Genomic DNA, 12,997 nt, shown 5'->3' with positions numbered 1-12,997 from the left:
ATGGCCGAGTTTTGCACAGCCGCTCACGGTATCAGATCACCAGCGGTCCGGCCCGGTTCTCGATCAACCGCACCAGCGATAGCGCCGTCAACGCTGACGATTTCGGATTGCTGGCAAGGGGCAGGTTATCCAGCACAATCTCCATCCGCCCAAAGTCGCCCTGTGCTGTCACGCGATGACGGTTGCCCGTGGCATCGGGATCGGCGATCAGGCGAAGCCGGGTTTGGTCGGGGCCTAACCCCGCCAGCGCAGTGATCAGCGCCACATTGGCATTTTGCGGAAAGCGCCGCGCCGCCTCACGGGCTGTGCCATCGAAAAAGCAGTGCTGCGCGGTCAGGCCAGACAGGTCACACAGGCGTTCCGCCTCAGTCCCGCGCCAGGCAGGGGCAGGTTTGACAATCTCGTGAACCACTGACGCCAGCGGCAACCGCGCCGCCGCCGCCAGCGCGTCAATGCCACCCAGCGCCCCCGGCGGAATCAGCACCTGCCGCCTGTTGCGCCGCGCAACGTCCACAAGTGCCTCAAGCGTTCCCTCATCGGCAAAGGCCGAGGTTGAGGCAGGCACGAAATCGGCCCCCGCACTCAAGGATGCAAGGCCCCATGGCATCACAGCCGCCTGGCCCGCCGCCTCAACCACCAGATCGGGTCTCAGCGCGGCCAGCGCGGCGGGGTCATCAATCAGCGGTACGCCAATGTCACGCGCAGTATCACGCACAGCAACCCCAACCAGATCGACCGGCGCAGCGCGCGCCTTCAAAAGGCGCGCAACTTCCGATCCAATGGCCCCCCAACCAACCAGAACCAGTCTCATCAAATAAACCCCCCGTTCGGTCGATGGCACAGGGGCGCTGTCGCAGTCATCCGGCGGTCGCTATTGCGGATACCGGCAATGTCCAAAACCACCCAATGCAACGTCGCTTGATCCTTCATGTACAGCCTTTGCTGGCCTTTGGTGCGCCACACGATCAAACCATCCTCGCCGCCATATGTCTTTAGCGAAATGAAGGGAAAGAAGAACACCGGCACGAAGGCCCGCGTCATCGACAAAAACGCGCCCCGCCCTCCCGCAAAGAAAACCCTAATGGGGCGGCCATTTTCACAGCATATCTCGCTCAACGGCATCCTATGCGCAGTTTGCAGGCCCGCCACCGGCCAAGCCGCCAAATCGAATGTCATGACATATAGACTAACGAAATTTGAAATTCCGCTTCCAAAACAGGCGGCCGATCACACGGCTAAACTGACTGGGATCTGCTTGGGCGGGTCGAATGTTTCCAAGACTGGCACTCCAGATAAAATATATACCTTTCCATGACATCCCCGCCAGCAGCCGCGCGATATGCTGGCGTCCAGAACCACTCGGCTTGACCGCGCTACATCATACACAGCCCCCCCTTTGGCGCGAGATATTCGACGTTTCCGTCGGCGCGGACTGGCTCGCTTGGGCCATTCCTCACCAAACCTGACAGAAACTTTATTTGGCTGTTGCAAGCAATGAGTGGTTAGCTTCGCAGACAAGACTGCGTAGCCTGAGAGGTAGAACCATGCGCAAGCAACTATTTTTGGCGGCAATGATGCTGCCTATGCCTCTGGCCGCACTTGCGGCCGAGGGTGAACGCGTTCAGGTCCGGGGCGAGATCATTGATACCTGGTGCTATTACTCTGGCGTGATGGGCGGCCCGGACGCGGTGACCGGCTCGGCGCATCACACCTGTGCGCTCTGGTGTTCGGCTGGGGGCATCCCTGTGGGCCTGCTGGGCGATGACGGTCAGGTCTACATGGTGCTCAAGATCGCGGGCGACGACGGCTCTGCCGGGGGCGATACGCAGCTGCGCCTTGCCAGCCACGAGATTACGGCGGATGGCCTGCTCTATCATCGCGACGGGCTGAATTATCTGGTGGTAGAGGAAGTGGTCACCGATCACGGGATCACAAAACTCAACCACGAGGATTACGGGGCAGTTCCGCCGTTCGCCATTCCAAAGCCAGCTCAGTGAGGGGACGCACAATGAAACATGTTCTGATGATGCTCGCGTTCACCGGCATGGCGCTTCCTGCTGGCGCGCAGGATTTTTCACAAGGGTCCGAGGCGAAAACATGGAACCTCTATGCCGAGCAACCCGCGCGGTTTGAGGCCAAGGTGGTGGATATTCTGTGCGAACTGACCGGCGATTGCCCGACAGATTGCGGTGGCGGGGTGCGCCAACTGGGTTTGCTGCGCAACGCCGACAACGTTCTGGTCTATCCCAACAAGAACGCGCAGGCTGCGTTCTCAGGGGCGGCGGTTGACATATTGCCATTCTGCGGCAAGCAGGTCGAGGTTGACGGCCTGTTGATCGAAGATCCCGATCTTAAGGCGACGAACATCTATCTGGTGCAAAAGATCCGCGCTCTGGGCGATGCCGAATGGACCGCCGCCAACCGCTGGACGGACGTATGGGCAGAAAACCATCCCGAGGCGGATGGCAAGGGGCCATGGTTCCGCCGCGACCCGCGCGTCAACGCAGAGATTGCCGCACATGGCTACACCGGCATCGGCGTTGAAGAAGAACAGCAATTCATCAAGGAATTGTTTGAATGAAACTCCGAACTCTGCTGCTGGCCGTGGCATGTAGCGGCTTGGCATCTGGCGCATTGGCGCATGGCCCGGAAAAGCACGCAGCGCCGCCCGTCCTTGCGCCATCGGATCAAGTGACGGCACTGCCATGGAAACTGGGCGGCGCGTTCGAGCTTGTCGACCATACCGGCAAAACCCGCACCCAGACTGATCCGGACGGTCGGATGCAGCTTGTATTCTTCGGCTATGCCAATTGCCCCGGCATCTGCAGTGCGGCCCTGCCAATGATGGTGGATGCCGCAGAGCTTGTGAAACAGCGTGGCATTCCAGTCAGCCCGATCATGATCACCATAGACCCGGAGTTGGACACGCCCAAGACGATCGGGCCCGCCTTGGCTGAAATCTCGACGGATCTTATTGGCCTGACCGGCAATCCCGAGGCGTTGAGCAAGGCCTATCGTGCGTTTCAGATCACCTTTGAAAAGGTCATGGATCATCCAGAATATGGGCCCATCTATGCCCATAGCAGCCATATCTTTCTGCTCGACGCGAACGGAAAGGTATTGACCCTCATTCCGCCGGTTCTGCCAGCAGAGCAGTTCGCAGACATCGTGATGAAATACGCCGGAAGCTGAAGCCTGTTCAAAGCATAAAAGGCCCACGCACTCTCCGGGGCGCTCTTGGGCAAAATCGGTGAGGGGCTCATCTCGACGTTGCCGCTGCCAACGCCGACCTCATTGGTGTGCCGCAGGTGCGGTCTTGCCATCTGATCGGTGCTGGTTGCGGCAATGCTACGGCCGTCCAGCCGGACATTTTTTAACTTATAATCAGATAGATAGTCCACCATCGCCCCATTTGTTAAGGGGTTGGTAATCCCGTTTCCCGAGTCTCTCGTCTGCGCAACCGTTCTGGAGAGACCGATGTCGGATGTATCAGCCCGCCTAGACCTGCCATTTATCGCCCCGTCACAGGCGCAAAAGCATGTGACCTATAATGAGGCTGTGCAGCGGCTGGATCTTCTGGTCCAGATGGCGCTGGACGGGTTCGACGCCACCGAACCGCCCGCCGCCCCCGAGACCGGCGCGCGCTATGCCCTTGGCCAAGGGGCGATGGGGGCCTGGGCCGGGCAGGATGGCCAAATCGCCGTCTTTCTCGGCGAAGCCTGGGGCTTTGTTGCGCCGCAAGAAGGCTGGATCGCAACCGCGCGCGGAACTGGTGATCTGCGCCTCTATCGGGATGGCACGTGGCGCAGCATTCCAGAGCGGCTTGAGAGGCTTGGCATCGCCACCGATGCCGATGCGCTCAACCGTCTGAGCGTGGCGGCAGAGGCGACCTTGCTCACCCATGCAGGCGCAGGGCATCAGCTCAAGATCAACAAGGCCGAAGCGGGTGCCACCGCAAGCCTCTTGTTTCAAACCGGCTTTGCCGGGCGCGCGGAAATGGGCATCGCCGGGCAGGATGATTTTTCCATCAAAGTCACCGCCGATGGCGTCAACTGGACCGAGGCGCTGCGCGTCAATGCCCAGACCGGGCGTCTCAGCGGCGCTGCGGTGCAAACCTCGGCCAATGATGCCACGCCGGGGCGGGTTTTGACCGTTGGGGCCCAAGGGGCGGCACTCGGCGCGGATGTCTATCGCAAGGCGAATATCCTTGGCACCGTGTCGATGTCTGGCACCTTGCCGACAGGGGCTGTGATCGAGCGCGGCAGCAACGCCAACGGGCGGTATATTCGATTTGCGGATGGCACACAGATTTGCACTGGCACTCTCACATCAGACGGTGCCGCGGAAACGGTCTGGACCTATCCGGCGGTCTTCGCCGGGGTCGATGGCCTTGCAATCACCCCGACAATAGGCGCGCCGCGGTTCGGAAACCCGACGACGATCGGGGTGAGCAACGCCTCCCTGACGTTCAACACCTGGACAGTTGGGGGCATTCGATCATCGGTTTCAACACGGTTGTTTGCCCTTGGCCGCTGGTCCTAAAGGAGACACGCATGCAGATCACCCTATCACCCACCCGCCGCGACACGCCCCTTATGCTAAGCCGCGCTGACGACACCCTCACGCTCAATGGCGAGGTGTTCGATTTCTCGCCACTGCCCGAGGGCGCGACCCTGCCGCCCGAGGCCATCGCAAGCGACTGGTTCGCAGGCCCGGTCGAGCGTGTGGGCGGCACGCTGCGCCTCACGCTCGTACTGCCGCACGGGGCCAACGCGCCGCAAGAAACGCTCTTTCCCGCGCCCCTCACCCTTACGGGCAACGGCCCCGTGACCCTGCCGCCCTATGAGTTGGAGACCCCCGATGCAGATTGATTTCGCCCAAGCCGTCACCGCCGAGGCCAAGGCCCAAGCCGCCGCTCTGGCGCGCGCCACGTCGATCAAGACCGACTGCCGCACGCGCATCCTTGCCGTCGGCTCCGAGGCCACGCAGATGAACATCGCCCAAGCCGGGATCGTGTTCACCGCCGCCGTGCTGGACGGTGCACCGCGTACCGTTGCCCTTGCCGCCTCTGGCTTGCGTGACGGCGATCTGACGTTGGCGCAGGGCTGGAAAGCATGGGTCGCGGCGATGCAGACCGAATGCCGCCGCGCGATTGACAGCGGCGAAGGCCCGGTCTGGCCCGACCTGCCCAAGGGCGTCGCAGACCTCGCCGCAAGGTTCTGAGCCACCCGCCAAGATGGCTGTTCAACACCGGCCTGTTGCTGCGCGCCCCCTCTCGCGGCAACAAACCCGGCGTATAACATTGAAAATCACGTCTTCCCGTCTAAACTCTGGCTGTGGGAATCGGTTCACGTTTTTGTGATATCCATCCGAAAGCCCACTTTTTAATCTTTATTTCCATAGTCTTGGGGGCTTAGACATGGCAACGCTTTTCACCTTAACGGGGTTTCAGTTCATTACGGCCGGGGACAGTATCGTTGGCCTTCAACCAGCGACACTGGAGTTGCTGGGAAGTGATGATCTGCAATTCACCTATACGTCGACCACCGTTGATCCAACAGAGCCTGAGGGCGATCTTGTTGTGACACAAGGCGACCTCTTCGAGACGCGCCTGGAGGATCTTGATCCCGATTTCTTCGAGAGCCAGTTCGAGACGATTATGGCCGAGGTCTCCTTTGATGGCGCGATGGCGCAGTTCATCGGCTTCACCAATGACCTGTCCGGCGAAACCTTCCTGTTCCAACTGGATAGCGTGCCGCTCTTTGCAGGCCCCGTTCCCACCGAGACGGAACTTGCGGCGGTCGTGGCGGCTGCCGGGTTTGCTGATATTCCACCCGGCGGCCCCTTCTCTCCCGGTGTTGCCTTCTCGCCCAATGCGATTTCCGGCGTTGCAACCGCCGAGGTCGAGCTGTTTCCGGCCACCAATGGCAACGATACGCTGATCGGCTTTGGCACGGATGATGCGATTTCGGGTCTCGATGGCGACGATTTCATCAACGGGCAAGAGGGGCAGGACACCCTGCTTGGCGATGGCGGCAACGACAGCCTGTTTGGCAATGACGGCAATGATCTTCTGAATGGTGGGCTGGGGGCTGATATCCTCGACGGCGGCTTTGGGCTGGATGTGATCCAAGGGTCAGCGGCCGAACTTGACGGCGATAGCGTGACGCTCGCCTTTGGGGACGAGATTCGCATCACCGGGCTTACAAGCAGTTCCATCGTCAGCATCAGCGCAGATAGCCTGACTGTGTCGATTGATATCGATGGCGACGGCACAGAAGACGCGGCCTTCTCTGTATCGCCCTTCGAATTCGGCGCGACCCTCGTGCAATCGGTTGAAGAGGGCACGACCACTCTGCGCTTCTCCGACGCACCCACCGCAGGCATTGGCCTGCCCATCATCGGGCCGTCGGGGTTCGATCAGATCGCAGACGTTCTGGTCTCTGACCCCAATCTGACCCTGACCAATGTCGCGTTCACCGGCGCAATCGAGGGCATCGCGCTCTTGCCCGATGGCTTTGCCATCAACCGGCTCGAGGATCTGGACGGCGACTTTCAGTTCGAGACGGTAACTCCCGTGGTCAACCTCGAGCGCGGCGTGTTCCTGACAACCGGCAGCGGGCCGGGCTCTGGCAATACCTCCGCCTCCTTTTCCGAGGTCCTCGATGAACCCGGCGATGCCGATCTCGACGAGGCGGCGCGCGATGCCTTCTCTGGGGCAGGGCGCACCAATGACGCCTCCGTCATCACATTCACCTTTGACGCGACAGACATCGGCGATGCCCCGGCAGTCTCGTTCGACCTCTTCTTTGGCTCGGATGAATTCCCGGAATTCGTCAACAGCCAGTTTGTCGATATCGCAGCCGTTTTCGTGAACGGACAGAATTTTGCGCTCTTCAACAATGACCCCGGTCAGCCCCTCTCGATCGTCGGAGAGAGCATCAATACACCGGGCAACTTCTTTAACAACAACGGCGTCAACGACTCCACAAACCTCTTTACCGGGCAGTTCGACACTGAGTATGACGGATTTTCGCGGCTGATCACCGTGATTGCCCCCGTTCAAGCGGGGCTGAACGAGATCAAGATCGGGATCGCCGATACCGGTGACTTCGTCTTTGATTCCGGCCTTTTCATTGGCAACATGCAGGCCTCCAACTTCAACTCCAGTGGCAGCTTTGTGAATGTCCCCGGCTCGACAGGGTCGGATCAGATCAACGCGACCGGCGCGCCGGAACTCATCATGCTTGGCGGTGGCGAAGACACGGTCAGCGGCACAGCCCAACAACTTGATGGCGACATCATCGACAACTGGCAGGATGACGACCTTCTGGAAATCCTCGGAAGCGTGTTCGGACTCGATGACATCGTCGTGACCCTTGGCTCTGCCATTCTGGACGTCGACACCGATGGCGACGGGGTGGCCGATACGACCATCACGCTCGAGGGCGATTTCAGCAATGCCACCTTCAATGTCGAGAACTCGGGCGGCAATACCACGATCAGCAGCACCGGGGCGCAGCCCGAGTTCAACATCGTGAACGGCACCGCCGGGTCCGAGTTCCTGCCGGGAACGCTGGATAATGACAGCATCACGGGCGGCGACGGCAATGACTCGATTCCCGCCTCCGATGGCAATGACATCGTGTTTGGCGGCCTTGGCAACGACAACATCGGCGGTGGCCTTGGCAATGATACCATTGATGGCGGTGAGGGCGATGACATCATCGGGGCCGGGTTCGGAGACGACTCCGTGACCGGCGGGGCTGGCAATGACGTGGTCGCAGGCGGCGCGGGCGATGATACGCTCTCGGGCGGCGATGGCAACGACAGCATGTCGGGCAGCTTTGGCAATGACCTCATCGACGGTGGCGAGGGCGCGGATGACATCGGCGGTGGCACCGGACAGGACACCATTGATGCCGGTGCGGGCAATGACAGCGTGGGCGGCGGTGAAGGCGACGACAGCATCCTTGGCGGCGACGGCAATGATTTCCTCGCTGGCGGCGGGCGCAACGACACCATCGACGGCGGCGCGGGCAATGACACGATCAATGCGGGCGCTGGCAATGACGTGATCACCGGTGGAACCGGGGCCGATCAGTTCGTCTTCAGCGCCTTCTTCGACGGCGAGGCGGATGTGATTACCGATTTCGAGGACGGTTTGGACAGTTTCTTCATCCGCCGTTTCGATCCCGATACTGGCGTTGAAAACATCAACAACGGCGGCAACGGTCTGGCGGGTTTCGTCACGGCGATGAATATCGTCGACGTGGCGGGCGGCGCGCAGATGACGGTGAATGGCAACACGATCCTCGTCGAAGGGGTCACCGCCGCGCAGCTCACCGTGGATGATTTCACGTTCCTTTAAGCAGTCATCAAATCAACGAGAGGGGCGCCATCGGCGCCCCTCACTTATTCAACCCTAGGGTGCAATATTGGAAACATTGGGAAAAACGTTGGATACACGGGTTCGTGATTGCTACAGTCCCCGGAGCATTTTGGAACTAGCCTAAGAAGGAAACACAATGAATTTGTTTACAACCAGCGGCATCGCCGTACGCAGAGATGGCTCGCCCGACGACAACGTCATTGAAGTCCGGGCCATAGAACTTGAGCTGTCCATCACCGGCGATGTTTTCAACTACCGCAGTCTGGGGGTATCCGACCCCGAAGAGATTTTGCCACTGATCGAATTGAACAACGAAGACGATGTGACGATCGCACGGATCGACGGTATTGATCTTACGGGGCCTGCTGCGGATACCGTCGATCTTTCTTTGGGCTTTATCACTACGCCGCAGGGCACAGCGATCATCATCGCCTTCTTCGATAACTCCTCAAATACGGATTATGTCTTCCGGATTGGCGGCGATGACACGGTGATTTTGCCGACGTCGGTCGCCGGCTTCAATGCGCTCGACGCCTCGATCACGAATGGCGGGCAAGTTACGTTTGGCCCCTTTGCCCCGAACCAGAACATCCAGCTCACCAGTTTTGAAAACACCACCAGCGAACTCTTGCCCGATGGCGAGCTGTTCACCGGCACCAATGGCAACGACACCCTTCTTGGCGGCACCGGCAACGATACGCTGAACGGGTTGGCGGGTGACGATGTGCTCGACGGCGCAGGGGGCAATGACACGCTGGACGGCGGCGCAGGCAATGACCAACTCATCGGCGGTGCAGGCTCTGACTTGATCCGCACGGGCGAGAACAACCCCGACTTCGGCGACTTTGTCGTGGGCGGCAGCGGCAATGACACGGTCGACTTCGGTGGTCTGGTTGATGGTTTTGCCGAGGTCAGCTACGGCAATCTTGCATCTGCGATCACCGCAACCATCGACGGGGCAGCCAATACCGGCACCGTTGATAAGGGCGCACAGGGCTTCGACACCCTGCTTGACGTCGAAAACCCGATGCTCTCCGGCTTCGCCAATGGCGGGCTGCGTATCCGGGGCACCTCTGGCGATGACGTGTTCAACTTCAACACCGCATCCAACCAATGGATCAGCGCCCGTGGCTTTGGCGGAAGCGACACCTACAACCTGACCGGCGCAGGCCTTGTCCAACTCGATTTCCGGGGAACGGCGGTCACGGCCGATCTCGTGGCTGGATCGATCACCCAAGGCGGCAACACCAGCACCGTCAACGGCACCGTGTTCGAGCTTCGGACGGGCAACGAGGCCGACTCGGTCACCGGCGGCACGGCAGATGAATCCTTCCGCGTCGGCGGCGGCAATGACACTGTCGATGGCGGCGCCGGGTTTGACCGGCTGCGCTATGACGATTTTGGCGTGACGGCGGTCAACGCCAACCTCGCCACCGGCATCGTGACGGGCACAGCCAATGGTGTGGCCTTTACCGATACGATCTCCAATATCGAATGGCTGCGTGGCAGCACTGGCAACGATATCCTCATCGGTGACGCCACGGCCAACCGGCTTCAAGGGCGGGACGGCGATGACCGTCTTGTGGGCGGTCTCGGGGATGACACGATCGACGGCGAGGGCGGCACAGATACCGCCGTGCTCGCCGTGGCCCGCGCCGATACGCAGGTCTCCGTGATCAACGGCGGCATCCGGATCATCTCAAGCGAGGGCACGGATTTCTTCACCTCGGTCGAATTCTTCCAATTCGACGATACCCTCATCAGCGCGGCTGATCTGATCAACGGGACGGGGATCACAGGCGAGGTGATCGTGGGCACCGATGGTGACGACTCGCTGATTGGTACGGTCAATGATGACACGCTCGCGGGTGGCGACGGGAATGACAACATCGACTCGGGCGGGGGCGGCAACAACAACATTTCCGGCTCGGATGGCAATGACACGCTCTTTGGCGGGCCGGGGGATGACAGCATCGGTGGCGGCCTTGGCGATGACACCATCTTTGGCAACGGCGGCAACGATGTGCTGGGCGCAGGCTTTGGCAATGATTTCGTGTCCGGTGGCAACGGCAATGACGTGGTCGCGGGCGGCGCTGGCGATGACACGCTCGAAGGCGGCGAAGGCAACGACAGCATGTCGGGCAGCTTTGGCAACGATCTGATCTTTGGCAATGGCGGCGCGGATGATATCGGCGGCGGCACCGGGCGCGATACGATCGATGCCGGTGCAGGCAATGACAGCGTTGGCGGCGGTGAAGGCGACGACAGCATCTCGGGCGGTGACGGCAACGACTTTCTCGCTGGTGGCGGGCGGAACGATATAATCGACGGCGGCGCTGGAAATGACACGATCAATGCGGGCGCTGGAAATGACACGATCACCGGCGGAACCGGCGCAGATCAATTCGTCTTTTCGTCCTTCTTCGACGGCGAGGCCGATGTGATCACCGATTTCGAGGACGGTTTGGACAGCTTCTTCATCCGCCGCGTGGACCCGGATACCGGCGAGACCAATATCACCAATGGCGGCAATGGTCTGGCGGGGTTCGTCGCGGCGATGAACATCGTCGATGTCGAGGGCGGCGCGCAAATGACGGTGAATGGCAACACCATCCTCGTCGAAGGCATCACGGCGGCGCAACTCACCGTGGACGATTTCACGTTCCTCTGATCGGGCGTCTGGTCAGCGCCCCTACACTGTCTCTGCTGGCACCTCTCCGGGTGCCAGCATTTTTTGTCCGTCTTCCCATACAACCGGCAGATAGCGATGCGGCTCGGTCACGGCCTGTCCGGGCAGGCGACGGTACCGGGCAGAGCGCACCACCTCACCATGGCAAAGCACCCGTACCGCCTCTCCGTCCACCAGATCACGCAGGGCAGGATGCAGCAATAGCCCCGCCTCCTCCGGCATCGACAGATCATAGAGCGGCACCAGACCCACGCTGCGCCCCGCCGCACGATCCTCGGCCAACCAACCAAGCAGCGTCTCCACCCCGGCATCCCGCACCGTCATCAGCCCCGCATACACCCGGTCACATTCAACCTCTGCCCTCCCGGTGCACAGCCGGGCAGGCGTGGGAAAGGGGCGCGCGCCACCGGGCCGATACCACAGATGCGGGGCACGCGCATGGTGGTGCATCTGCGCCTCATAATACTCGCGCCGCGCGCCGTAATAGAACCAATCCATGCCGGTTGCCCCGTCCCCCGTCGCGCTGCCCTCGCTGGCCCGTTGCAGGGCCAGCGGGCCGGTGTCGGGCGAGGCAACCGCCCGCGTGCCAAAAAGATGCAGCACCCGGCGCAGCAATTCACTATCGGCGGACACGCGCACCGCGTCCCATCCCCCCAGACAGTCGCGCACCAGATCGGTGGGCAGCATCAGCGAGGTCATATTCTCGAAAATCAAGGCGCCTGTGCCAGTCCAGCGACAGGGGCGCAAATCGGGCATGGACCGCGCCTGCTGGCTCAGACAGCCGACAAATCCGGGATTGCCAAGCAGGAATTCCACCTGAAGCCGCAGCCGGTCAGGATGCGACCAGTCATCGGCATCGTGCAACGTCAGAAACCGCCCCCGCGCCTCGGCCAACCCGGCATTGCGCGCACCATAAGCGCCCCGGTTCTGGTCCAACCGGATCAGGCGGATGCGCGGATCACGCGCCGCATAGGCCGCCACAATCGCCGCCGTATCATCGCTGCTGGCATCGTCGATCACCAAAAGCTCGAACGCCCGCCAACTTTGCGCCTGCATCGCCCGCAGCGCCGTTTCAATCGTCGCCGCACTGTCATGTGCCGCCATCAGCACGCTGACAAGCGGCCCCTCCTCTGCCCCCGCAGCGCCCGATGTCGCTGGGATCAGCCGGTCAAGCAGCGCCGCCGCGCCCTCTGCCAAGGCCACCGGCGCATGACCGGCCAAATCCAGCGCCGCATTGAGACAGGCCAGCGCCTCGGCCTCGGACCCCGCCCACCAGATCCGCGCGAGGTGCAGAGCCGGGGATTTCGGCGCATCCTCTGCCATGGCCTCTGCCGCCGCGCGATCCCCATCTCGCGCCGCCGCAATCGCCATCACCGGGGCCAGCCGCGCCAGCGCCCCGCCCGAAATCTCTTGGCGACGTGCCAGCCAGGCACGCGCCTCCGCGCTCTCTCCACGCTGCAAGGCCATAAGGCCCAGCGTCTCTGCCGCCCCGGCAGCGGCCTCCGGCCCCATCTGCCCCTTGGCCATGTCCGCCAGCGCCGCCCGCGGCCCAGCCTCAAGCCCGCCGGTTTCCAGCAAATCGCGCAAATGCTTGAGCCGCCGCAGGGGTGCGGGCACGCGCGCAGGCCCCGCACCGGGATGTGCCTTGCGCCCTTCAGCCTGCCCAGTGGTCAGAAAATGCGTGAACGGATCAAGCCCCGCCGCCGCGACATCGGGATTGGCCGCAAGATAGGCACGCGCCGCGAACTGCGGCCCCGGATCACGCGCCAAAAAGGCACCGATCCACGCATAATGCGTGGCGGGATCAAGCGGCAGACGCGCGACATCCGGATAGACCCGCCCATACCAACCCGCATCAAACCATGCCGACCGGCGCAACCGCGCGACCGCTTCGGGATCAACATCGGGCCGCATGG

The 12,997-nt window shown here is 61.7% G+C and carries 11 protein-coding genes; 8 read left to right on the top strand and 3 right to left on the bottom strand.

All coding sequences use genetic code 11. The annotated features are described in order from the left end of the window. Nucleotides 1–31: 31 nt before the first annotated feature. A complete protein-coding gene (locus ACLGGT_RS08315; RefSeq protein WP_437195660.1) occupies nt 32–811 on the bottom strand; it encodes an aspartate dehydrogenase in 780 nt (259 codons plus the stop codon). Next, nucleotides 811–1,122 (bottom strand): hypothetical protein, encoded by a 312-nt coding sequence (locus ACLGGT_RS08310; RefSeq protein ID WP_437195658.1) that lies wholly within the window; start codon nt 1,120–1,122, stop codon nt 811–813. Before ACLGGT_RS08310 ends, ACLGGT_RS08315 begins: the two co-directional genes overlap by 1 nt. A 422-nt stretch (nt 1,123–1,544) precedes the next feature. Between ACLGGT_RS08310 and ACLGGT_RS08305 the strand changes: the two genes are divergently transcribed. The 8 genes from ACLGGT_RS08305 (at nt 1,545) to ACLGGT_RS08270 (ending at nt 11,063) form a co-directional block, all read left to right on the top strand. Next, the gene (locus tag ACLGGT_RS08305; RefSeq protein WP_437195657.1) at nt 1,545–1,997 is read left to right on the top strand and encodes a hypothetical protein; all 453 of its coding nucleotides are present in this window, start codon (nt 1,545–1,547) and stop codon (nt 1,995–1,997) included. An 11-nt stretch (nt 1,998–2,008) separates the two neighbouring features. Beyond that, complete coding sequence (locus ACLGGT_RS08300) at nt 2,009–2,581, top strand: hypothetical protein (protein ID WP_081507108.1); 573 nt, start codon at nt 2,009–2,011, stop codon at nt 2,579–2,581. Further along, on the top strand, nt 2,578–3,192 hold the full coding sequence (locus tag ACLGGT_RS08295; protein WP_437195655.1) for an SCO family protein: 615 nt from the start codon (nt 2,578–2,580) through the stop codon (nt 3,190–3,192). The genes ACLGGT_RS08300 and ACLGGT_RS08295 overlap by 4 nt, the downstream gene beginning before the upstream one ends. A gap of 285 nt (nt 3,193–3,477) precedes the next feature. Next, complete coding sequence (locus tag ACLGGT_RS08290; protein ID WP_081507110.1) at nt 3,478–4,542, top strand: DUF2793 domain-containing protein; 1,065 nt, start codon at nt 3,478–3,480, stop codon at nt 4,540–4,542. Between the two features lie 11 nt (nt 4,543–4,553). Beyond that, the gene (locus ACLGGT_RS08285) at nt 4,554–4,871 is read left to right on the top strand and encodes a hypothetical protein (protein ID WP_437195654.1); all 318 of its coding nucleotides are present in this window, start codon (nt 4,554–4,556) and stop codon (nt 4,869–4,871) included. Next, entirely contained in the window at nt 4,861–5,223 is a 363-nt protein-coding gene (locus ACLGGT_RS08280) for a hypothetical protein (protein WP_437195652.1), read from the top strand. Before ACLGGT_RS08285 ends, ACLGGT_RS08280 begins: the two co-directional genes overlap by 11 nt. 196 nt (nt 5,224–5,419) lie before the next feature. After that, nucleotides 5,420–8,371, top strand: coding sequence for a choice-of-anchor L domain-containing protein (locus tag ACLGGT_RS08275; RefSeq protein ID WP_437195650.1), 2,952 nt, complete (start codon nt 5,420–5,422; stop codon nt 8,369–8,371). Between the two features lie 157 nt (nt 8,372–8,528). After that, nucleotides 8,529–11,063: a calcium-binding protein gene (locus tag ACLGGT_RS08270; RefSeq protein WP_437195649.1), complete on the top strand. Its 2,535-nt coding sequence runs from the start codon at nt 8,529–8,531 to the stop codon at nt 11,061–11,063. A gap of 21 nt (nt 11,064–11,084) precedes the next feature. Here the strand turns inward: ACLGGT_RS08270 and ACLGGT_RS08265 are convergent, their stop codons facing one another. Further along, entirely contained in the window at nt 11,085–12,995 is a 1,911-nt protein-coding gene (locus tag ACLGGT_RS08265) for a glycosyltransferase family 2 protein (protein WP_437195648.1), read from the bottom strand. Nucleotides 12,996–12,997: the final 2 nt, after the last annotated feature.

Origin of the sequence: Roseovarius sp. MS2 (assembly GCF_051447875.1) — a bacterium.
Classification (GTDB): domain Bacteria; phylum Pseudomonadota; class Alphaproteobacteria; order Rhodobacterales; family Rhodobacteraceae; genus Roseovarius; species Roseovarius mucosus_A.
This window is presented reverse-complemented; position numbering and strand designations above follow the sequence as displayed.

What these genes read in the sequence shown, in the direction of transcription:
- ACLGGT_RS08305 (WP_437195657.1), top strand. Translation starts at nt 1,545, where the DNA reads ATGCGCAAGCAACTATTTTTGGCGGCAATGATGCTGCCTATGCCTCTG.
- ACLGGT_RS08300 (WP_081507108.1), top strand. Translation starts at nt 2,009, where the DNA reads ATGAAACATGTTCTGATGATGCTCGCGTTCACCGGCATGGCGCTTCCT.
- ACLGGT_RS08295 (WP_437195655.1), top strand. Translation starts at nt 2,578, where the DNA reads ATGAAACTCCGAACTCTGCTGCTGGCCGTGGCATGTAGCGGCTTGGCA.
- ACLGGT_RS08315 (WP_437195660.1), bottom strand. Translation starts at nt 811, where the DNA reads ATGAGACTGGTTCTGGTTGGTTGGGGGGCCATTGGATCGGAAGTTGCG.
- ACLGGT_RS08285 (WP_437195654.1), top strand. Translation starts at nt 4,554, where the DNA reads ATGCAGATCACCCTATCACCCACCCGCCGCGACACGCCCCTTATGCTA.
- ACLGGT_RS08275 (WP_437195650.1), top strand. Translation starts at nt 5,420, where the DNA reads ATGGCAACGCTTTTCACCTTAACGGGGTTTCAGTTCATTACGGCCGGG.
- ACLGGT_RS08270 (WP_437195649.1), top strand. Translation starts at nt 8,529, where the DNA reads ATGAATTTGTTTACAACCAGCGGCATCGCCGTACGCAGAGATGGCTCG.
- ACLGGT_RS08310 (WP_437195658.1), bottom strand. Translation starts at nt 1,122, where the DNA reads ATGCCGTTGAGCGAGATATGCTGTGAAAATGGCCGCCCCATTAGGGTT.
- ACLGGT_RS08280 (WP_437195652.1), top strand. Translation starts at nt 4,861, where the DNA reads ATGCAGATTGATTTCGCCCAAGCCGTCACCGCCGAGGCCAAGGCCCAA.
- ACLGGT_RS08290 (WP_081507110.1), top strand. Translation starts at nt 3,478, where the DNA reads ATGTCGGATGTATCAGCCCGCCTAGACCTGCCATTTATCGCCCCGTCA.
- ACLGGT_RS08265 (WP_437195648.1), bottom strand. Translation starts at nt 12,995, where the DNA reads ATGCGGCCCGATGTTGATCCCGAAGCGGTCGCGCGGTTGCGCCGGTCG.